The sequence below is a fragment of the Paracoccus isoporae genome (assembly GCF_900101865.1).
Taxonomy (GTDB): Bacteria; Pseudomonadota; Alphaproteobacteria; order Rhodobacterales; family Rhodobacteraceae; genus Paracoccus; species Paracoccus isoporae.
The window spans coordinates 103943-123482 of the sequence record NZ_FNAH01000001.1; the positions used below are offsets into that span (position 1 = coordinate 103943).

At 66.9% G+C, this 19540-nt stretch carries 24 protein-coding genes; 12 read left to right on the top strand and 12 right to left on the bottom strand.

All coding sequences use genetic code 11. The features are described 5' to 3' along the window. Position 1 precedes the first annotated feature (1 nt). The gene (hisB, locus tag BLT73_RS00510) at positions 2-589 is read left to right on the top strand and encodes an imidazoleglycerol-phosphate dehydratase HisB (RefSeq protein WP_090519922.1); all 588 of its coding nucleotides are present in this window, start codon (positions 2-4) and stop codon (positions 587-589) included. Beyond that, positions 589-1224, top strand: coding sequence for an imidazole glycerol phosphate synthase subunit HisH (gene hisH / locus BLT73_RS00515; protein ID WP_090519924.1), 636 nt, complete (start codon positions 589-591; stop codon positions 1222-1224). The genes hisB and hisH overlap by 1 nt, the downstream gene beginning before the upstream one ends. 53 nt (positions 1225-1277) lie before the next feature. On the opposite strand, the gene BLT73_RS00520 is transcribed toward hisH, so the two are convergent. After that, complete coding sequence (locus BLT73_RS00520; RefSeq protein ID WP_090519926.1) at positions 1278-1664, bottom strand: DUF2147 domain-containing protein; 387 nt, start codon at positions 1662-1664, stop codon at positions 1278-1280. 173 nt (positions 1665-1837) lie between these two features. Between BLT73_RS00520 and hisA the strand changes: the two genes are divergently transcribed. The 7 genes from hisA (at position 1838) to aat (ending at position 6736) form a co-directional block, all read left to right on the top strand. Beyond that, entirely contained in the window at positions 1838-2560 is a 723-nt protein-coding gene (gene hisA / locus BLT73_RS00525; protein WP_090519928.1) for a 1-(5-phosphoribosyl)-5-[(5-phosphoribosylamino)methylideneamino]imidazole-4-carboxamide isomerase, read from the top strand. Positions 2561-2626: 66 nt separating this feature from the next. Then, positions 2627-2809, top strand: coding sequence for a hypothetical protein (locus BLT73_RS00530; protein WP_090519929.1), 183 nt, complete (start codon positions 2627-2629; stop codon positions 2807-2809). Positions 2810-2848: 39 nt separating this feature from the next. Further along, a complete protein-coding gene (gene hisF / locus BLT73_RS00535) occupies positions 2849-3610 on the top strand; it encodes an imidazole glycerol phosphate synthase subunit HisF (RefSeq protein ID WP_090519931.1) in 762 nt (253 codons plus the stop codon). Then, positions 3607-3930: a phosphoribosyl-ATP diphosphatase gene (locus BLT73_RS00540; protein ID WP_090519932.1), complete on the top strand. Its 324-nt coding sequence runs from the start codon at positions 3607-3609 to the stop codon at positions 3928-3930. The genes hisF and BLT73_RS00540 overlap by 4 nt, the downstream gene beginning before the upstream one ends. A gap of 298 nt (positions 3931-4228) precedes the next feature. Further along, positions 4229-4750, top strand: coding sequence for an acetyl-CoA carboxylase biotin carboxyl carrier protein (gene accB, locus BLT73_RS00545; RefSeq protein WP_090519933.1), 522 nt, complete (start codon positions 4229-4231; stop codon positions 4748-4750). Positions 4751-4757: 7 nt separating this feature from the next. After that, positions 4758-6107, top strand: coding sequence for an acetyl-CoA carboxylase biotin carboxylase subunit (gene accC, locus BLT73_RS00550; protein WP_090519935.1), 1350 nt, complete (start codon positions 4758-4760; stop codon positions 6105-6107). A gap of 14 nt (positions 6108-6121) precedes the next feature. Beyond that, a complete protein-coding gene (gene aat, locus BLT73_RS00555; protein ID WP_218132498.1) occupies positions 6122-6736 on the top strand; it encodes a leucyl/phenylalanyl-tRNA--protein transferase in 615 nt (204 codons plus the stop codon). Here the strand turns inward: aat and BLT73_RS00560 are convergent. Together BLT73_RS00560 and BLT73_RS00565 are read right to left on the bottom strand one after the other, a co-directional pair. Continuing rightward, positions 6700-7086, bottom strand: a complete 387-nt coding sequence (locus BLT73_RS00560) for a DUF2155 domain-containing protein (protein WP_090519938.1) — start codon at positions 7084-7086, stop codon at positions 6700-6702. The genes aat and BLT73_RS00560 overlap by 37 nt on opposite strands. Before the next feature lie 115 nt (positions 7087-7201). Further along, the gene (locus BLT73_RS00565) at positions 7202-7579 is read right to left on the bottom strand and encodes an NADH:ubiquinone oxidoreductase subunit NDUFA12 (protein ID WP_090519939.1); all 378 of its coding nucleotides are present in this window, start codon (positions 7577-7579) and stop codon (positions 7202-7204) included. A 117-nt stretch (positions 7580-7696) separates the two neighbouring features. Here BLT73_RS00565 and BLT73_RS00570 point away from each other — a divergent pair, with 117 nt between their 5' ends. Further along, positions 7697-8113: a VOC family protein gene (locus BLT73_RS00570; RefSeq protein ID WP_090519941.1), complete on the top strand. Its 417-nt coding sequence runs from the start codon at positions 7697-7699 to the stop codon at positions 8111-8113. On the opposite strand, the gene aroA is transcribed toward BLT73_RS00570, so the two are convergent. The 4 genes from aroA to BLT73_RS00590 all read right to left on the bottom strand — a co-directional run bounded on the left by aroA (position 8110) and on the right by BLT73_RS00590 (position 12083). Further along, a complete protein-coding gene (gene aroA / locus BLT73_RS00575; RefSeq protein WP_090519942.1) occupies positions 8110-9441 on the bottom strand; it encodes a 3-phosphoshikimate 1-carboxyvinyltransferase in 1332 nt (443 codons plus the stop codon). The two genes, BLT73_RS00570 and aroA, sit on opposite strands and share 4 nt — an antisense overlap. 10 nt (positions 9442-9451) lie before the next feature. Further along, entirely contained in the window at positions 9452-10258 is an 807-nt protein-coding gene (locus BLT73_RS00580; protein ID WP_090519944.1) for a sulfite exporter TauE/SafE family protein, read from the bottom strand. Continuing rightward, positions 10255-11286 (bottom strand): tRNA dihydrouridine(20/20a) synthase DusA, encoded by a 1032-nt coding sequence (gene dusA / locus BLT73_RS00585; RefSeq protein WP_090519945.1) that lies wholly within the window; start codon positions 11284-11286, stop codon positions 10255-10257. Before dusA ends, BLT73_RS00580 begins: the two co-directional genes overlap by 4 nt. Before the next feature lie 71 nt (positions 11287-11357). After that, on the bottom strand, positions 11358-12083 hold the full coding sequence (locus tag BLT73_RS00590; protein WP_090519947.1) for a sulfotransferase: 726 nt from the start codon (positions 12081-12083) through the stop codon (positions 11358-11360). Between the two features lie 145 nt (positions 12084-12228). Between BLT73_RS00590 and BLT73_RS00595 the strand changes: the two genes are divergently transcribed. Beyond that, positions 12229-13053: a lysozyme family protein gene (locus BLT73_RS00595; RefSeq protein WP_090519948.1), complete on the top strand. Its 825-nt coding sequence runs from the start codon at positions 12229-12231 to the stop codon at positions 13051-13053. A 149-nt stretch (positions 13054-13202) separates the two neighbouring features. On the opposite strand, the gene prpB is transcribed toward BLT73_RS00595, so the two are convergent. The 4 genes from prpB to BLT73_RS00615 form a co-directional block, all read right to left on the bottom strand. Then, on the bottom strand, positions 13203-14117 hold the full coding sequence (gene prpB, locus BLT73_RS00600; protein ID WP_090519949.1) for a methylisocitrate lyase: 915 nt from the start codon (positions 14115-14117) through the stop codon (positions 13203-13205). Positions 14118-14272: 155 nt separating this feature from the next. After that, on the bottom strand, positions 14273-15409 hold the full coding sequence (prpC, locus tag BLT73_RS00605; protein ID WP_090519951.1) for a bifunctional 2-methylcitrate synthase/citrate synthase: 1137 nt from the start codon (positions 15407-15409) through the stop codon (positions 14273-14275). Between the two features lie 11 nt (positions 15410-15420). Then, a complete protein-coding gene (locus BLT73_RS00610) occupies positions 15421-16935 on the bottom strand; it encodes an MmgE/PrpD family protein (protein ID WP_090519952.1) in 1515 nt (504 codons plus the stop codon). Beyond that, on the bottom strand, positions 16932-17324 hold the full coding sequence (locus tag BLT73_RS00615; protein ID WP_218132489.1) for an acyl-CoA thioesterase: 393 nt from the start codon (positions 17322-17324) through the stop codon (positions 16932-16934). The genes BLT73_RS00610 and BLT73_RS00615 overlap by 4 nt, the downstream gene beginning before the upstream one ends. A gap of 122 nt (positions 17325-17446) precedes the next feature. Between BLT73_RS00615 and BLT73_RS00620 the strand changes: the two genes are divergently transcribed. Beyond that, the gene (locus tag BLT73_RS00620) at positions 17447-18853 is read left to right on the top strand and encodes a short-chain fatty acyl-CoA regulator family protein (RefSeq protein ID WP_090519954.1); all 1407 of its coding nucleotides are present in this window, start codon (positions 17447-17449) and stop codon (positions 18851-18853) included. Here the strand turns inward: BLT73_RS00620 and BLT73_RS00625 are convergent. Continuing rightward, on the bottom strand, positions 18820-19491 hold the full coding sequence (locus tag BLT73_RS00625) for an epoxyqueuosine reductase QueH (RefSeq protein ID WP_090519955.1): 672 nt from the start codon (positions 19489-19491) through the stop codon (positions 18820-18822). The genes BLT73_RS00620 and BLT73_RS00625 overlap by 34 nt on opposite strands. Positions 19492-19540 lie beyond the last annotated feature (49 nt).

The following is a 19540-nucleotide window of genomic DNA, read 5'->3' on the forward strand; positions in this document are numbered from 1 at the left end:
CATGCGCGAGGCGACGATCAGCCGGAAAACGGCGGAAACCGAGATCGAGGTGCAGATCAATCTGGATGGAACCGGGCAGTACCGGAACCGGACCGGAGTGGGGTTCTTCGATCACATGCTGGACCAGTTGTCGCGGCATGCGCTGATCGATCTGAGCGTCGCGGCGACGGGGGATCTGCATATCGACGATCACCACACGGTCGAGGATTGCGGCATCGCCATCGGCCAGGCGCTGAGCCGGGCGCTGGGCGACAAGCGCGGCATCCGCCGCTATGGCTCGTTCCTGCTGGCGATGGATGACGCGCTGCTGCGCGCGGCGCTGGATCTGTCGGCGCGGCCCTATCTGCGTTGGGATGTGGGCTTCCCGACCGAGAAGATCGGCACATTCGACACCGAGCTGGTGCGGGAATTCTTCCAGGCGCTCTCCACCCATGGCGGGATCACCCTGCATGTCGAGGCGCTGCACGGCGTCAACAGCCATCACATCGCCGAGGCCGCGTTCAAGGCGGTGGCCCGCGCCCTGCGCGAGGCGGTCGAGCCCGATCCGCGGATGAAGGACATCCTGCCCTCGACCAAGGGCAGCCTGTGATGCGGGTGGCGCTGGTCGATTACGACAGCGGCAATCTGCATTCGGCGGAGAAGGCGTTTGCGCTGGCCGGGCGCGGGCTGGGGGCGGAGGTGCTCGTGACCGCCGATCCCGAGATCGTGGCGGCGGCCGACCGGATCGTCCTGCCGGGCGACGGGGCGTTTCCGGCCTGCAAGGCGGCGCTCGACGCGGTGCCGGGCATGGTCGAGGCGCTGCGCGAAGCGGTGGAGGCGCGGGCGGTGCCGTTCATGGGGATCTGCGTCGGCATGCAGATGCTGGCCGATCTGGGCCATGAGTACCGCGACACGCCCGGCCTGTGCTGGATCGGCGGCGAGATCGAGGCGATCCGGCCGGATGATCCGGCACTGAAAGTGCCGCATATGGGCTGGAACGATCTACGGCTGCGCAAAAGCCATCCGGTGCTGGACGGGATCGGCGACGGCGATCATGCCTATTTCGTGCATGGCTGGCAGTTCATGCCGGCCAATCCCGATCACTTGCTGGCCGATGTCGATTACGGCGGGCCGGTCACCGCCATTGTCGGGCGCGACAACATCATCGGCACGCAGTTCCACCCCGAGAAATCGCAGGCGGTGGGGCTGCGGCTGATCGAGAATTTCCTGAACTGGACGCCCTGACGAACATGGGCGGCCCCGGCGGGACCGCCCGGCAAACCCGCGTGGCGCGGCGCTTATTGCAGCTTCACCCAGTTCTGGCTCTTGCAGATCAGCCCGCCGGCGACGCAGCCCGCGAGGCTCATCTGGTTGCCGCTGACCGTGGCCTTGCCGTTATAGATCTTGCCATCGGCCGGGCGCAGCACCTTGCCCTTGTAGTTGCCCCCCCCCTGCGGGGCCATGCCGATGACGATCTGCTTGCCGATATTGGGCGAATCGTAGGCCGTGGTGCCCTTGAAGGTGCGGGTGATGGTGCCGCAATAGGCGTTGCCGCAGGCGCCGATCTGGACATGGGCAAAGGCGCCCTCGTCCGGTTGGGTCTGCCACAGCCCTTCGATCGGGTCGGCCATGGCCGAGGCCGCGCCCAGCAGGCTGATGGCGGCGGCGAGTGCGAATGTCTTCATGGTCTCCTCCCTGAGATCATCATTGCAGGATAATCTCCGGCAGGGACGCGATTCCTGCAAGTCTGACGTGAGGTCCGGGCCGCGCCTGACGCGGCGGCAGGTGCCGGGGGCCGCCGACTTGCCCCCGCCAGCCCGCTGTGGCAATGCCGCGCGGACTGTTACGGAGCGCCCAGATGATCCTGTATCCCGCCATCGACCTGAAAGACGGCAATTGCGTGCGCCTGCTGCGCGGCGACATGGGGGCGGCCACCGTGTTCGGGGATGATCCGGCACGGCAGGCACGCTCGTTCCAGGAGGCGGGGGCGGAATGGCTGCATCTGGTCGATCTGAACGGCGCCTTTGCCGGGCAGCCGGTCAACGCGGCGGCGGTGGAGGCGATCCTTTCCGCCGTGCAGATCCCGGTTCAGCTTGGCGGCGGCATCCGCGACATGGCCACGATCGAGATGTGGCTGAAGAAGGGGCTGCGCCGCGTGATCCTGGGCACGGTCGCGGTCGAGAACCCCGATCTGGTGCGCGAGGCGGCCGCGGCCTTTCCGGGTCAGGTCGCGGTCGGCATCGACGCCCGCAAGGGCCGCGTCGCCACCAAGGGCTGGGCCGAGGAAACCGATGTCATGGCCCCCGATCTGGCCCGCAGCTTCGAGGATGCGGGCGTTGCGGCGATCATCTATACCGATATTGACCGCGACGGCGCGATGGGCGGGCCGAATGTCGAGGCGACGGAGGCGCTTGCCCGCGCCGTGTCGATCCCGGTGATCGCCTCGGGCGGCGTCGCCTCGCTGGACGATCTGCGGCGGCTGCGCGATACCGGGGTGATCGCGGGAGCGATTTCGGGGCGCGCGCTCTATGACGGTGCGATTGATCTGAGTGCTGCCCTGTCCGCGCTGCGCCGCGGCTGAGACGCGCGGCCGCCCCGCAAGGAGGCGCCGCGCCCGCAGTGAGACCCATCCGGCCGGAGGCCCGACATGCTTGTTGATCCGAACAACCCGTTTTTCCGCAAGCTCTGGGTGCGGATCCTCTGCGTGGTCTTGCCGCTGGCCTGGGCGGGGGTGGAGTTCGCCAATGGCGCGGTGGCCTGGGGCATGGTCTTCGCGGCGGCCGGGGCCTACCTGTTCGCGGTGCTGATCCTGCGCGGCCCGGATCGCTGACCCCTTTCCCTGACCGGCAAGCGGGGCTATCAGTCCGGCATGTTGAAGACGCGCATCATCCCCTGTCTCGACGTGGCCGATGGCCGCGTGGTGAAAGGCGTGAATTTCGTCGATCTGATCGACGCCGGCGACCCGGTCGAGGCGGCGAAAGCCTATGACGCCGCCGGCGCGGACGAGATCTGCTTTCTGGACATCCACGCCACGCATGAGAACCGCGGCACCATGTTCGACGTGGTCACGCGCACGGCGGAACAGTGCTTCGTGCCGCTGACGGTGGGCGGGGGCGTGCGCAGCCCGGGCGATGTGCGCGCGTTGCTGCTGGCGGGTGCGGACAAGGTGTCGTTCAACTCGGCCGCCGTGGCCGACCCGGACGTGATCGCGGCGGCGGCGGATCGGTTCGGCAGCCAGTGCATCATCTGCGCCATCGACGCCAAGACGGTGGCGGAGGGGCGGTGGGAGATCTTCACCCATGGCGGGCGCAAGCCGACCGGCATCGACGCGGTGGAATTTGCGCGGCTGGTGGCATCGAAGGGCGCGGGCGAGATCCTGCTGACCAGCATGGACCGGGACGGGACGAAATCGGGATTCAACCTGCCCCTGACCCGCGCCATTGCCGATGCGGTGGATGTGCCGGTCATCGCCTCGGGCGGGGTTGGCACGCTGGATCATCTGGTCGAGGGGGTCACGGAAGGCGGAGCCTCCGCCGTGCTGGCCGCCTCGATCTTCCATTTCGGCACCCACACGATCGGCGAGGCCAAGGCGCATATGGCGCAGGCGGGTATTCCGGTGAGGCTGACATGAGCGATGACGATTACGCCGCCTTCGCGCGGCTCGACGCGACCATCGCGGCGCGCAGATCGGCGGATGCGGGCGAAAGCTGGACCGCCGCATTGCTGGCGAAGGGACCGGAGAAATGCGCCGAGAAATTCGGCGAAGAGGCGGTGGAGGCGATCATCGAGGCGGTGAAGGGCGACCGCGCGAAGCTGACCGCCGAGGCGGCGGACGCGGTCTATCACCTGGCGGTGATGCTGGCGGCGCGGGGGCTGGCGCTGTCAGATGTCGCGGCCGAGCTGGCCCGGCGCGAGGGGCGGTCGGGCATCGAGGAGAAGGCGGCGCGCTGAACCGGCCGCGCCGCGGGCCGACGCGGGCGACAGGATCGTGGCCGGGGCGGCGGCGTCTCGCCCGACGGCTGGGCGGAATTTGCAACGGTCGGGCCGGCGGGATGGTTGAGATCGCTGCTATTGCTTGTGTGGCCGGCGCGTTCGGCCGCATAGTTCGCGCAAGCCCGCAGCCGGGCGGGCGGCATGTGGCCGAAATCGCCCGAAACCCTATTCGCTTTTCCTAGACGGGAAATACTTGATATAAAGCCACCGATTAGACCGCGCCGCAGACGCGGAAGAAAAAAGGCAGAGGACACTCATGACCGCAGATGCCAAATCCGGCAAGAATCACGATGGCGACGTGGCTTTCATCAAGTCGCTGGCCGAGCTTCTGAACAGCAGCGAGCTGTCGGAGCTGTCGGTCAAGCGCGAATATGGCGAGAATGACCGCCTGACCGTCAGCCTGTCGAAACATGGCAAGCAGATGATGATGCAGGGCGCGCCCGCGCCGCAGCCGGTGGCCCATGCGGCCCCCCTGCCCGCCTCTCCGGCGACGCCGACGGCCACGCCGGGGGCGACATCGGAGGACGCGGATGCGGGCGATCTGCCCGGCGCGGTGACCTCGCCCATGGTGGGCACGGCCTATCTGGCGGCCGAGCCGGGTTCCGCCCCCTTCGTCAGCATCGGGCAGAAGGTCAGCGAGGGCGAGACGCTGCTGATCGTCGAGGCGATGAAGACGATGAACCACATTCCCTCGCCCAAATCGGGGACGGTCAAGCGCATTCTGGTCGATGACGGCACCCCCGTCGAATACGGTGCGCCCCTGATGGTCGTGGAATGAGGCCGGGATGTTTGACAAGATCCTGATCGCCAATCGCGGCGAGATCGCGCTGCGCGTCATTCGCGCCGCCCGCGAGATGGGCATCCAGACCGTGGCCGTCCATTCGACCGCCGACACCAACGCGATGCATGTGCGCATGGCCGATGAATCGGTCTGTATCGGGCCGAACCGGTCGTCGGATTCCTACCTGAACCCGGCCGCCATCATCGCCGCCTGCGAGATCAGCGGCGCGCAGGCCGTTCATCCGGGATACGGGTTCCTGTCGGAGAATGCCGGCTTCGCGCAGATGCTGGAAGATCACGGCATCACCTTCATCGGCCCCAAGGCCGAGCATATCCGCATCATGGGCGACAAGATCACCGCCAAGGAGACGGCGAAGGATCTGGGCATCCCGGTCGTCCCCGGCTCCGATGGAGGTGTGAACGAGGTCGAGGACGCCAAGCGCGTCGCGGCTGAGATCGGCTATCCGGTCATCATCAAGGCCACCGCAGGGGGAGGCGGGCGCGGCATGAAGGTGGCGCAGGACGAGGCCGGGCTCGAGGTCGCGTTCCGCACCGCGCGCTCCGAGGCCAAGGCGGCCTTCGGCAACCCGGATGTCTATATCGAGAAATACCTGCAGAAGCCCCGCCATATCGAGATTCAGGTCTTCGGCGACGGGCGCGGCAATGCCGTTCATCTGGGCGAGCGGGACTGTTCGCTGCAGCGCCGTCACCAGAAGGTGCTGGAGGAAGCACCCGGCCCCTCGATCACGCCCGAGGAGCGCGCCCGGATCGGGAATATCTGCGCCGATGCGATGCGCAAGCTGGGCTATATCGGTGCGGGCACGATCGAGTTCCTCTATGAGGACGGCGAGTTCTACTTCATCGAGATGAACACGCGGCTTCAGGTCGAGCATCCGGTGACCGAGGCGATCTTCGATGTCGATCTGGTGCGCGAGCAGATCCGGGTGGCGGCGGGCGAGGAGATGGAGCTGGCGCAGGACCGGCTGAAGATCCGCGGCCATGCCATCGAGGTGCGCATCAACGCCGAGAAGCTGCCGAATTTCAGCCCCTCTCCGGGCAAGATCACCCAGTTCCACGCGCCGGGCGGGCTGGGTGTGCGCATGGACAGCGCCATCTATGACGGCTATGTCATCCCGCCCTATTACGACAGCCTGGTCGGCAAGCTGATCGTGCATGGCCGCGACCGTGACGAGGCCCTTGCGCGGCTGTCGCGCGCGCTGTCGGAGCTGATCGTGGACGGGGTGGACACCACCATGCCGCTGTTCACCGCGCTGCTTCAGGAGCCCGACATCCTGAGCGGCAATTACTCGATCCACTGGCTGGAACGCTGGTTGTCGGACAACGCACCGGCTTGATCGGCGCGGCCGAAATGCTGTGGGGCTATGCCAATGGCACCTTCCCCATGGCGGTTTCGGCCAGCGATCCCGCGCTGCACTGGTTCGATCCGGCCGAGCGCGGCATCCTGCCGGTGGGCGGGGTGCATATGTCGCGCTCGATGCGGCGCGCCTTGCGTCAATCGGGCTGGTCTGCGACGCTGAACCGGGATTTCGCCGGGGTCATCGCGGGCTGCGCGGCGCGCGAGGAGACCTGGATCAACGACACGCTTTTCGCGCTTTACCTCGAATTGCACGAGATGGGGCACGCCCATTCGCTGGAGATGCGGGACGAGGGCGGCGCGCTGATCGGCGGGGTGTTCGGGCTGACGCTGGGCGGGGCGTTTTTCGGGGAAAGCATGTTCTCGGCCCGGCGCAATGCCTCGAAAGCCGCTCTGCTCTGGCTGTCGGCGCATCTGGATGGGTGCGGGTTCACCTTGTTCGACACGCAGTATCCGACGGATCACCTGCAGAGCATGGGCGGGCAGACCATGCCGCGCCACGCATATCGGCGCGCGCTGGCTCGCGCCATCCGGCTGGAGGTGGCGATCGACTCGCGGCCGCTGCCGGATCGTCAGGCGGTCCTGCAGGCCAGCACCCAGACATCGTAGCGCGCATCGTCGAGCGCCGAGAGGGCCGGCGAGGAGGCGATCATCCAGCCGTCGAACAGCGTCGCGCGGCTGTGGCGGTCGGTGATGACAAGCTGCGCGAAGGCGTCCGAGTTCGGGTCGCCCGACGGATAGCGACATTCCCCCAGCCGCACCGTCAGCCGCCCGACATCCACCGCTTCCCCCGGCGCGAGGTCGAGATCGGTGATCTCGCTCGACACCTTGTCGAGCGCGCGCAGCATCGCGCCGCTGCCGCGCGCGGTCTGCACCCCGTCCTGCGCCGCCGCGGGCAGCGCCGCCGCGCCGGAGATCAGGGCGGTGACGGACAGGGCGGCAAGACGGGATCGGATCATGGCGGCAACTTTGTCTGGTGGCGGGTCGGGACCAGCCATGCACCGAACCGGCCCGCCGGATCAAGGGGCGGCGCGGCGTCCGGTTGTCACAAATGCGCGGATCGCGGGGGCGCGTTCAGCCCTCGGGCGTCCAGGCGTCGTAATCGCTGCGCTCCTTGGGATCGGCCAGATAGAGCGAGGATTTCGGCCGGTAGGCCTGCGGGGTGCCGGTCATGTTCATCTGGTGGGGCAGTTCCCAGTCGCGGCGCGGCAGCGGTGCCTCGGTCGGCGGCTCCTTGAAGGTGTGATGCAGCCAGCCATGCCATTCGACCGGCACCCGGCTCGCCTCGGATTCGCCGTTATAGATCACCCAGCGGCGCTTGCCGTTCTTCGACTGGTAATAGACATTGCCCTGATCGTCTTCGCCGACCTTCTCGCCGTGCAGCGCCGTCCAGACCATCGTGTTGAGGGTCTGGCCCCGCCACCAGGTCAGAATACGATCGACGATCCACATGGGCGAACTCCTTTGCGGTGCTGGGATCGTCTATGCCGCAAAGCGTTCGCGGGGTCCAGTCAATGCTTGTCAGGAACCGGCCCGGCCTGCCAGAGTTGGGCCGAAGGGGGCGAGCCAATGCGCTATCATCAGGGTCGGCTGATCGACCATATCCATCTGCGGGTCTCCGATTTCGGGCGCTCGAAGGAGTTCTATGACGCGGTGCTTGACGTTCTGGGCCGCAAGGACTGCGTCTCGCACGGGCGCGACTGGATGGAATGCGACGAGCTGATGATCGACGAGATCGGCCCCGGCGAGCAGGCGAGCCGGATCCATCTGTGTTTTCAGGCGGCCAGCCGCGAGATGGTCCGGCAATTCCATCTGGTCGCAATCCGCGCGGGCGGGCGCGACAATGGCGCGCCGGATCTGCGCGATTACCATCCGGGCTATTACGCGGCCTATGTGCTGGACCCGGATGGCAACAACATCGAGGCGAAGTTCGACGAACGCGCCCGCGCGCGCTCCACCGATTCGGTGCGGATCGAGACGGATTAACCGATATCCGCGCCCAGCCCGCGCATGAGGTCCACGAAATCGGGGAATGACGTCGCGATGGCGCTGCCGTCATCGACGCGGATCTCGGCCTCGGCGGCCAGTCCCGCCACCAGGAATGACATGGCGATGCGGTGATCGAGATGGGTCTCCACCGCCGCTCCGCCGCCGGGAATGCGGCCGGTGCCGCGCACGGTCATGCTGTCGCGCGTCTCCTCGACCTCGACACCGTTCGCGCGCAACCCCTTGGCCATGGCGTCGATCCGGTCGGATTCCTTGACCCGCAGTTCCGCCACGCCGTTCATCACCGTCTCGCCTTCGGCCATGGCGGCGATGACGGAGAGGATCGGAAACTCGTCGATCATGGATGCGGCGCGGTCTGCGGGCACGCTGACGCCCCGCAGGGCGGAGTGGCGCACGATCAGATCGGCCACAGGCTCGCCGCCCTCCTCGCGGTCATGTTCCCAGCTCAGATCGGCGCCCATCTCGGCCAGGGTGACATACAGCCCGTCGCGCGTCGGGTTGCGGCTGATGCCGTTCACCCGGATCTCGCTGCCCGGCACGATCAGCGCCGCCGCGACCGGAAACGCGGCCGAGCTGGGGTCGCGCGGCACGGCCACGTCCTGCGCGCGCAATTCCGGCTGGCCGGTCAGGGTGATGACATGACCCTCTGCCGTCGTTTCGGTGGTGATGGTCGCGCCGAAGCCCGCCAGCATCCGTTCGGAATGGTCGCGAGTCGGCTCGGCCTCGATTACGACGGTCTGGCCGGGCGCGTTCAGCCCCGCCAGCAGCACGGCGGACTTGATCTGCGCCGAGGCCACGGGGGTGCGGTAGGTGACCGGCACGGCGTCCTCCGCGCCGCGGATGGTGACGGGCAGAAGCCCGCCCTCTCGCGCGGTGATCTCGGCCCCGAAGAGCGAAATCGGGTCGGTGATGCGCCGCATGGGGCGGCGGGACAGGCTGGCATCGCCGGTGAAGGTGGCGGTGATCGGGGTGGTGGCCATAGCTCCCATGATGAGCCGCACCCCGGTGCCGGAATTGCCGCAATCGATGACCCCCGCAGGTTCCGCGAACCCGCCGACGCCGACGCCGTCCACCGTCCATTCGCCCGGCGCGACCTGCTCGACCGTGGCGCCGAAGGCCTGCATGGCCCTGGCCGTGTCCAGCACGTCCTGCCCTTCCAGAAGGCCGGTGATCCGGGTCCGGCCCACTGCCATCGCGCCCAGGATCAGCGCGCGGTGGCTGATCGACTTGTCGCCGGGAATGCGTGCCTCTCCGGTCAGGGGCCGGCCGGGGCGCGAGGCGATCGGGGTGGCGGGTCCGTGTGACATGGCGGTCCTTTCAGAACAGGGATTTCTGCAGCATGTTGAGCGCCACGACCATGAGGAACAGAGCGAAGATGCGTTTCAGCCGCGTCGGGTCCAGCCGATGGGCGAGTGCGGCCCCGACCGGCGCGGTCATCAGGGTCACGGCGATGACGATGAGGAAGGCGGGGATGTTGATCGCCCCGATCGTGCCGGGCGGCGCGTTCTCGGTCGGCGTCAGCAGGAACAGCAGCGCCGAGGGCACGGCAATCAGCCCGCCGAACCCCGCCGCCGTCGCCACGGCGCGGTGGATCGGGCGGCCATGCAGCGTCATCAGCGGCACCCCGATGGAGCCGCCGCCAATACCCAGCAGCACCGAGAAGAACCCCGTCATCGCGGCGAAGCCGTATTTCACCGGACCCTGCGGCATCGTCTCCGCCAGCCGCCAGGTGCTGCGCCCGAAGGTCATGTAAAGCGCGATGACGATGACCAGGCAGGCGAAGATCACCTGCAAGCTCTCGCTGCGCAGCCCGGCGACGGTCAGCACGCCCACGCCCGCACCGATGGCGATGCCCGGCGCCCAGTCCCGCAGGATCGGCCAGTCCACCGCGCCCTTGCGGTGATGGGCCATGACCGAGCGGGCCGAGGTGACGATGATCGTGGCGAGCGACGTCGCAAGGCAGATCTGCATCAGATCGGCCGAGCCATAGCCCGCGGCGGTGAACAGGTAGAAGAAGGCCGGCACCAGCACGATCCCCCCGCCGATCCCCAGCATCCCGGCCAGCACACCGGCCACGGCACCGACCACGGCCAGTGTCAGAGCGGAAAGGATCAGTTCGGTCATGCGCTCTCCATCGCGTCGCGCACCTGATCCAACGCCGCGTCGTAAAGCGCAAGCCCCTCCGCCGGGCTATGCGCCTTGTGCGCGCCCTCGCTGAGCGTCCGGCGCCACAGCCGCGCACCGGGTCGGCCATGGAACAGGCCCAGCATGTGGCGGGTGATCTGATGGATACGGGCGCCCTCGTCCAGCCAGCGGGCGATCAGCGGACGGGTGGCACTCGCCGCGTCAATTGGGGTCGCGCAGGGCGGTGTCTCGCCCCAGAGCCGGTCGGCCGCGCCCAGCACGTCCCAGGGCTGATGATAGGCCGCGCGCCCGAACATCACACCGTCCATTTGCACGAGCTGCCCGGCCGCCATGCCCGGTTGCAACCCGCCATTGATCGACAGGTGCAGATCGGGAAACTGCGCCTTCATCCGATGCACCAGCGGGTAGTCGAGCGGCGGGATCTCGCGATTGTCCTTGGGGCTGAGCCCGTCGAGCCAGGCCATGCGGGCATGGATGGTGATGCGGCTGACCCCGGCATCGCGCATCCGCGACAGGAAATCGGGCAGCACCGTCGCGGGATCCTGATCATCCACGCCGATGCGGCATTTCACCGTCACCTCGACCGGGCTTTCGGCGATCATCGCGCGGACGCAATCCGCGACCAGGGCGGGGGTTTTCATCAGCACCGCCCCGAAACAGCCCGACTGCACCCGATCCGAAGGGCAGCCGACATTCAGGTTGATCTCACCGTAGCCGAACGGCGCGGCAAGCGCGGTCGCACGCGCCAGCTCGGCGGGGTCCGACCCCCCGATCTGAAGCGCGACGGGCGCTTCGGCCGCGTCCTTCCTCAGCAGCCGGTCGCGCGGGCCGTGGATGATCGCGGGCGCGGTGACCATCTCGGTGTATAGCAGCGCCCGGCGCGACAGCACCCGGTGAAAGCCGCGGCAATACCGGTCCGTCCAGTCCATCATGGGGGCAACCGACAGCCGCGCCGCGCGTCGCACCGCGTCGTTCCGGGTCGGGATGGACAGATCCGCCTCGGGCATTTTCCGCGTGATCCTCTTGCCGTCTCTCGCCATCTGCGCCGCCTGCCCACTGGCCCGGCAGCGCAGATGGATCAGAGCTTGACCGCCTCCGCGATATGCGCCGGGATCAGATCGCCGCAGAGATCCATGATGAGGTCGATATCGGATTGCGGCTTTCTGTCCTTGCGCTTGGTGGAGTTCACGTTCACCTTCATCACCCGGTCGAAATCCTCGCGGGTGATCTCTGCCAGATCGCAGATCTCGTCCTGGGTCTGGCGGTCGCGCAGCACATCCTCCATCCAGTAGACCTTGCCGCGTTCGGCATAGCCGCGGGTGTTGCGCGCCCAGGCATTGGCGAAATTGTCGATGGACTGGCCCCAGCTATCGGGGACGCTGCGCCAGGTGCTGACCGGATGGCGCGACACGAACACGGTCTTCGCCTCGGGGAAGGCCTCCTTGAAGTAATCGACCACCATCGGCGGGTGAGTGACCTCCTTGAAGCCGATCTTCATGCCCGGCTGCGGCGCGTAGAGCGTGTCGAGATATTCGCGCAGCGAGGCGATCACCGCGCGGCGCACCACGTTTTCTGCCGGCGCCATGCAGGAAATGTCGATCGATTCATCGCGGGTCTGAAGATAGTCGTCGCGATAGTTGCGGGCTGCGCGCGAGAACCGCGCGGCCTGCGAGTGGACGCCCATGAACCGCACCAGCGACTGGCCGTTCTCTCCCCACACCAGGGTGGATTTATTGGCGTTGAACAGGCGCTGCACCAGCGTCGATCCTGTTCTCTGCGTGACGGCGAAAATCGCGATGTCCAAGGCGGCTGCCTCATGCTCTGTCCGGGTTGCCGACCTCTCCTATCGCAAGGTCTCTGGCTGCACAATGCGTTCGTCTTAACCATGCCCCGAATGGCTGCGGGCCGCGTCAATGCGGTGTTAACCCCGGCCGGGGCAGAACCGGGTCATGCGCCATGTGATCCTGATGATGATAGCCGCCCTGATCCTCTGCCCGCCCGCACGGGCGGAGCGGGCGGCCGATCTGTGCGAATGGGCGGCCGCCACCGCCGCGACCGAAAGCGGTGTGCCGGCGGATATGCTGATGGCCCTGACCCTGACCGAGACAGGCCGGCGCGTCGCGGGCGTCACTCGCCCCTGGGCGTGGAGCGTGAATGCCGAAGGTGCGGGCCGCTGGTTCGACGACCCGGACAGCGCGATCGCCTTTGCCGAGGCACGGGTGGCCGCGGGCAGAACCAATGTCGATATCGGATGTTTCCAGTTGAATTATCGCTGGCACGGAATGCAGTTCCGTTCGGTCCGCGAGATGTTCGATCCGCTGGGCAATGCCCGCTACGCGGCGCGGTTTCTCAGCGAACTCCATCGCGAATTCGGGGACTGGCGGCGCGCGGCGGGCGCGTTCCATTCCCGAACCCCCGCCTATGCCGCGCGCTATCTGGCGCGCTTCGACGTGCTGCGCGCGGGGCTCGATCCTGTTCGGATTTCCGCGCGCGCAGAGATGTCCGGCAGCGATGACAGCGGTCAGCCGGACCCAAGCCAGACCGCTGCCGCAGACCGGCAACCCCGACGCGAGCGCCCCCCGGATGACCGGATGCTGCTCGGTGCCGCCCAAGGGACCGCGCGGACCGGGCAACCCGGCTCGCTGGCCGCGATTGGCGGTCGCCGCATGGCGCTGATTTCCGGCGGCGCGCCGATGACGCACCGCCCCGCGCCGCTTTTCGGGCCTGGGACAGGACCCGATCCGACGGGGCACGGGGTCGAGTTGCCGCTGTGATCCGCCTGCAGGCCGTCACCGGGCCCGGCGTTTGACAAGATGCGCAGCCGATAGAGACAGCGCGCGAGGGCTTGGGCTGTCTGCGCCGGGATGTCAGCGCCCGCCGCGGTGGCGGGGCGGGGGATGCCCGGACCCTAGCCCGCGCCGGATCAGGCCTTCCAGTCCGGCGTGACCGAAGCGGCGATGCTGGCGTCAAGCGCCTCGAACGCGTTCAGGCTGATCGTGTCGTAAAGCTCCTGCCGCGTCTGCATCTCGCCCAGCATCGCCGTCGTCGCGCCGTCGCGGGCAAGCGTCGCATAAAGCTTCTCCTGCGCCTTGTTCGCCACGCGCAGCGAGGATACCGGCCAGATCACCATGTCATAGCCCAGATCCTCGAACTCCTGCGCGGTCAGCGCGGGGGTGCGGCCGAATTCGGTCATATTGGCCAGCAGCTTGACACCGGGCAGCGCGGCGCGGACCTCGCGGAACATCTCGACCGAGGTGAGCGCCTCGGGGAAGATCGCGTCGGCCCCGGCCTCGACATACATCTTCGCGCGCGCCACCGCGCCCTCGATCCCTTCGCTCGCCGCAGCATCGGTCCGCGCGATGATGCGCAGATGGCGGCGGGCCTTCGCCGCCGCCGCTACCTTGGCGGCCATGTCCTCGGCGCGGGCCAGTTTCTTGTCGTTCAGATGGCCGCATTTCTTGGGCAGCAACTGGTCCTCCAGATGCACCGCGCCCGCGCCCGCATCCTCGAAGCTGCGGACCATGTGCATGACGTTCAGCGCCTCGCCATAGCCGGTATCGCCATCGACCAGCAGCGGCAACTGGCTGGCGCGCGCGATCTGGCGGATGAAGAAGGCGACCTCGTCCACGGTGATGATGCCCAGATCCGGCAGCCCCATGGAGGCGGTCATTGCCGCGCCCGACAGGTAAAGCGCCTCGAAGCCCGCCGCCTTGGCCTGCAGCGCCGACTGGCCGTTATGCGCGCCGGGCAGGCGCAATATGCCGGGCGCGTCGAGCAGTTCCTGAAAGCGCGTGCCCGCCGGGCGGTCGGGATAATCGGACCCGATGAGATATGGCATGTTTTGATCCTTCTCTGATCGCGTGAGCGAGTTTTCTGCTTAGCCCGGCTGTCGCGCCTGCGACAGCCACGCGTCCGCCCGCCCCATGGCGGGCGCGTTGCGCCCACCCGGGCGGACGCTTTGTGCTTCGCCCCACGCGCAGCGCGGGCTGGAAATCATCCCCGCTTCAGCAGCGGCACGAATTCCCGGTTTTCCGGCCCGGTATAATGCGCCGAGGGCCGGATGATCTTGCCATCCTCGCGCTGCTCGATCACATGCGCGCCCCAGCCGGAGGTGCGCGAGATCACGAAGAGCGGCGTGAACATCGCCGTGGGCACCCCCATCTGGTCATAGGACACGGCGCTGAACCAGTCGAGATTGGGAAACATCTTGCGCTCCTCGGCCATCACCGTCTCGATCCGCGCGGCAATGTCGAACATGCGGGTGTCGCCCGCCTCGTCCGAAAGCTGTTTCGCCACCCGCTTGATGACCTCGTTGCGCGGATCGGCCACGGTATAGACCGGATGGCCGAAGCCGATGACGATTTCCTTAGCGGCGACGCGGCGGCGGATATCCTCGCCCGCCTCGTCCGGCGTCGAATAGCGCGACTGGATGTCGAACGCGACTTCATTGGCGCCGCCGTGTTTCGGCCCGCGCAGCGCGCCGATCGCGGCGGTGATGGCGGAATACATATCGGCGCCCGTCCCCGCCACCATGCGCCCGGTGAAGGTCGAGGCGTTGAATTCATGCTCCGCATAGAGGATCAGCGAGGTCTGCATCGCCCGGATATGGCTGTCGGACGGCGTCTTGCCGTGCAGCAGCCGCAGGAAATGTTCCGCGATGGAGGTCTCGTCCCCGTCCACCTCGATGCGGCGGCCGTTATGGCTGTAGTGATACCAGTAGAGCAGCATCGAGCCCAGCGAGGCCATCAGCCGGTCGATGATGTCCCGCGCGCCTGCGACATTATGGTCATGCGCCTCGGGCAGCGCACAGCCAAGCGCCGAGACGCCGGTGCGCATCACATCCATCGGATGCGCACCCGCCGGAAGCTGTTCCAGCACGGTTTTCACCGACGCGGGCAGCCCGCGCAGCCGCATCAGCTTGGCCTCATAGGCGGCAAGCTGCGCCTTGTTCGGCAATTCGCCATGCACCAGCAGATGGGCGATTTCCTCGAAGGTGGCGGCCTCGGCAATGTCGAGAATGTCGTAGCCGCGATAATGCAGATCGTTGCCGGTCTCGCCCACGGTGCAGAGCGCGGTATTGCCCGCCTCCACCCCCGAAAGCGCCACGGATTTCTTGGCTTTTTTGGCCATGTCGTCCTCCCTTATTTTCCGAAGTCGAAGATCCCCGTCGGGCGCGGATCCCCGAGCCTGCCGGCCTCGACCACAAAATTCAGCGCCGCAAGATCGCCCGCCTTCAGATCGCGCAGCGCCTCTGCCGCTTGAAGGAAGCGGGTCTGTTCGGCTGCGGACAGGATGCCTTCCGACAGGGTCAGGAACTTGTTTTTGTAATTCTCGCGCACGAAGGGGCGGGCACCGTCGGGATGGGCATCGGCGAGCGCCAACTCATCCTCGATGACGGAGCCGTCGTTCATCGTCACCACGACTCGGCCGCCGAATGCCTTTTCCTTCGGATCCTTGGAGTGATAGCGCCGGGTCCATTCCTTGTCCTCGGTGGTCGAGATCTTGTGCCACAGCTCGACCGTCTCGGGCCGGTTCGCGCGTTCCGGCGCATAGGATTTCTCGTGATGCCAGCCGCCATCCTCAAGCGCCACGGCGAAGATATACATGATCGAGTGGTCCAGCGTCTCGCGGCTGGCCTTGGGGTCCATCTTCTGCGGGTCGCCTGCGCCGGTGCCGATCACGTAATGGGTGTGGTGGCTGGTGTGGATGACGATATTGTCGATCTGCGACAGGTCGCCGATCTTCGGCCCCATGCGGCGGGCGAGGTCGATCAGTGCCTGCGACTGATATTCCGCCGAATGTTCCTTGGTGTAGGTGTCGAGAATGGCGCGCTTCGCCTCGCCCTTGCCGGGCAGCGGCACGTTATACACCGTGCCCGGACCGGACAGCAGATAGGCGATGAAGCCGTCCTCGCCTTCCCAAGCGGGCGACGGCGCACCTTCGCCGCGCATCACCCGGTCCACGGCCTCGATCGCCATCTTGCCCGCGAAAGCGGGGGCATAGGCTTTCCAGGACGAGATCTCGCCCTTGCGCGACTGGCGGGTGGTGGTGGTCACGTGCAACGCCTGCTGCACTGCCTGATAGATGGTTTCGGTGTCGAGCCCCAGAAGCGTGCCGATCCCCGCCGCCGCTGACGGGCCGAGATGGGCGATATGGTCGATCTTGTGTTCATGCAGGCAGATGCCGGTCACCAGATCGACCTGAATTTCGTAACCCGTGGCCAGACCCCGGATCAGATCCGCACCGGATTTGCCGGTATGCTGCGCCACGGCCAGGATCGGCGGGATATTGTCGCCGGGATGCGAATAATCCGCGGCCAGATAGGTGTCGTGGAAATCCAGTTCCCGCACCGCGACGCCGTTGGCATAGGCGGCCCATTCCGGCGAGATGGTGGTGCCGCTGTCGACGCCGAACACGGTGGCACCAGGGGTGTAGGGATGGGCCATCGCCTGGGCGCGGGCGGACGCCACGGGACGCCTCGCGACGGACGCCGCCGCGACGGAGGCGTTGTCGATGATCCGGTTGATGATCATCTCGGTCACGTCGTCATCCACGGCGACCGGGTCCGCCGCGACCTCCGCGATCTTCCAGCCGAGCTGATCCTCGCGGGCCAGATTCTCGGCGGATTTATAGGTGCGGACTTCATGGGTGTTCATGGGCGTGTCTCCTGTGGGTGAATTTTCTTGGGCCGGCCATCGGCGGTGACGGCAACCATCTGGAACCGGCCTTCCACGACCTGCGCGGTCTCGCCGGTTTCGGGATGTTCGCGCGTGCCGGTGACCCGAACGATCATCGAGCTGCGCCCGGATGAGATCACTTGGGCCGAAATGCCGAACAGGCTGCCGACCGGGATGGGCGCGGTGAAGCGCATATCCCTGACCCCAGCCAGAACCACCTTCTCGCGGGCGTGGCGGCTGGCGGCGGTGAAGGCCGCATCGGCCAGCATCGACAGGGCTGACCCGGCAAACAGCGTGCCGTGATGGTTGGTCTGCGCGGGCAGCACCATCCGGGTCGATTCGGTGATCTCGGGCGCGATGTCCGGCATGGCGGTCCTTCGCAGATTGTGCCCCGTTAACTTCCCACAGCGCGACGTTTACCGTAAAGAAGGAATTAGCAGAGAGTTGCGAAGGCGGCCCTGCCCCGCTGCAAAGATTGCGAAGGTGCGCGATGCGACATGCCTATATGGGCGGCCAGATGAAGCGGCTGCGGGAAAGCCACGGGCTGACCCAGGCGGCGCTGGCACGGGCGCTGGAATTGTCGCCCAGCTATCTCAACCAGATCGAGCGGAACCAGCGGCCGCTGACCCTGGCCGTGCTGCAGAAGCTGGATCAGCAATTCGGGGCCGAAGCGCAGCCCTTCCACGATGCGGGCGACAGCCGCCTGGCCTCGCGGCTGCGCGCCGCCCTGGCCGATCAGGGGGCCCAGATCAGCACCGCCGAGCTGCACGAGCTGGCCGACAATTCCCCCGGTCTGGCGAAGCTGATCCTGGATATGCGGCGGCGGCTGCGCAATGCCACGGAGCGCGCCGATCTGCTCGCCGAGCAGATCTCCGGCCAGCCCGACCCGCCCGCGGCACCGACCGGGTTCGAGGCGGTGCGCGATTACTTCTATACCCGCCGCAATCATATCGCGGAGCTGGATCACCATGCCGAACGGCTGGGCGATCTGATGCCGGTGACGGGACGTGCCGAGGCGCTTGCCACTTACCTGCAAGACCGGCACGGCATCCGCATCGAGGCGCAGACCGGGCCGGGGACGCTGCGGCGCTTCGACGCCGGGCGCCGGGTGCTGCATGTCGCTGCCCATCTGTCGGAATCGCAGCGCTTCTTTCAGATGGGCACCCAGCTTGCCCTGCTGGAAGAGGCGCAGAGCATCGAGCGGATCTGTGCGGAGTCGCGCCTGTCCGATGACGCCCTGCCCCTGTTGCGGATCGGCCTGGCCAACTACTATGCCGGCGCGCTGATCCTGCCCTATCGGCAGTTCCTGACCGCCGCCGAGGCGGAGAGATACGATATCGAGGTGCTGTCGCGCCGCTTCGATATCGGGTTCGAGACGACGTGCCACCGTCTGTCGACCCTGCAACGCCCCGGCGCGGAGGGGGTGCCCTTCTTCTTCATCCGCGTGGACCGCGCCGGAAATATCTCCAAGCGGCAATCCGCGACGGATTTCCATTTCTCGCGATTCGGCGGCTCCTGCCCGCTTTGGTCCATCTACGAAGCGTTCTCCCGGCCGGGGGAGATCCTGACCCAGTTGGCGCAGATGCCCGACGGGCGGCGCTATCTGTGGGTGGCGCGCACCGTCACCCATGGCGGCGGGCGCTACGGCGCGGCGGTCAAGAATTTCGCCGTGGCGCTTGGCTGCGACATCGCTCATGCCGAACGGCTGGTCTATGCAGACGGGCTTGAGCCAAACCGGCCGGAGGCGGCGACCCCGATCGGGCCGGGCTGCAAGCTGTGCGAACGCGAATCCTGCCCGCAACGCGCCTTTCCCATGATCGGCCGTCCGACCGAGGCCGACCCGCAGCGCAGCAGCTTTGCGCCCTATTCGCCCTTGGGCGATTCCTCGTTGCGGTAATACATCGTGCCGATCTCGATCGGGTCGCGCCCCATCTCGCGGCGGTGGCGGTTTGTGTCGCGCAGGGAATAGACGCAGCCGCAATATTCTTGCATGTAGAATTCCTCGCGCTTGGAGATTTCGATCATGCGGTTCGCCCCGCCGCCCTTGCGCCAGTTGAAATCCCAATAGTCGAGCCCGTCATAGGGCTTTACCGCGCGTTCGCCGCAGCCGTTGATCTGCTTCATGTCCTTCCAGCGCGAAATCCCGAGGCTGGAGGTCATCACCGGAAACCCGTGTTCGTGCGCGTAAAGCGCCGTGCGCTCGAACCGCATGTCGAAACACATGGTGCAGCGGATCCCCCGCTCCGGCTCCCACTCCATCCCCTTGGCGCGGGCGAACCAGTTGTCGCTGTCGTAATCCGCGTCGACGAACGGCACGTCATGCTGCTCGGCAAAGCGGATATTCTCATCCTTGCGCAGCAGATATTCCTTATGCGGATGGATGTTCGGGTTGTAGAAAAAGATCGTGTAGTCGATGCCCGACGCGGTCATCGCCTCCATCACCTCACCCGAACAGGGGGCGCAGCAGCTGTGCAGCAGCACCTTCTTTTCGCCATTGGGCGGGGTCAGCACGGGGCGTTCGATGTCGGTCGTCATGGCGTCACCTTGCGGGGTCGCGGGGTCAATCCGGGTATGTAGCGCGAAA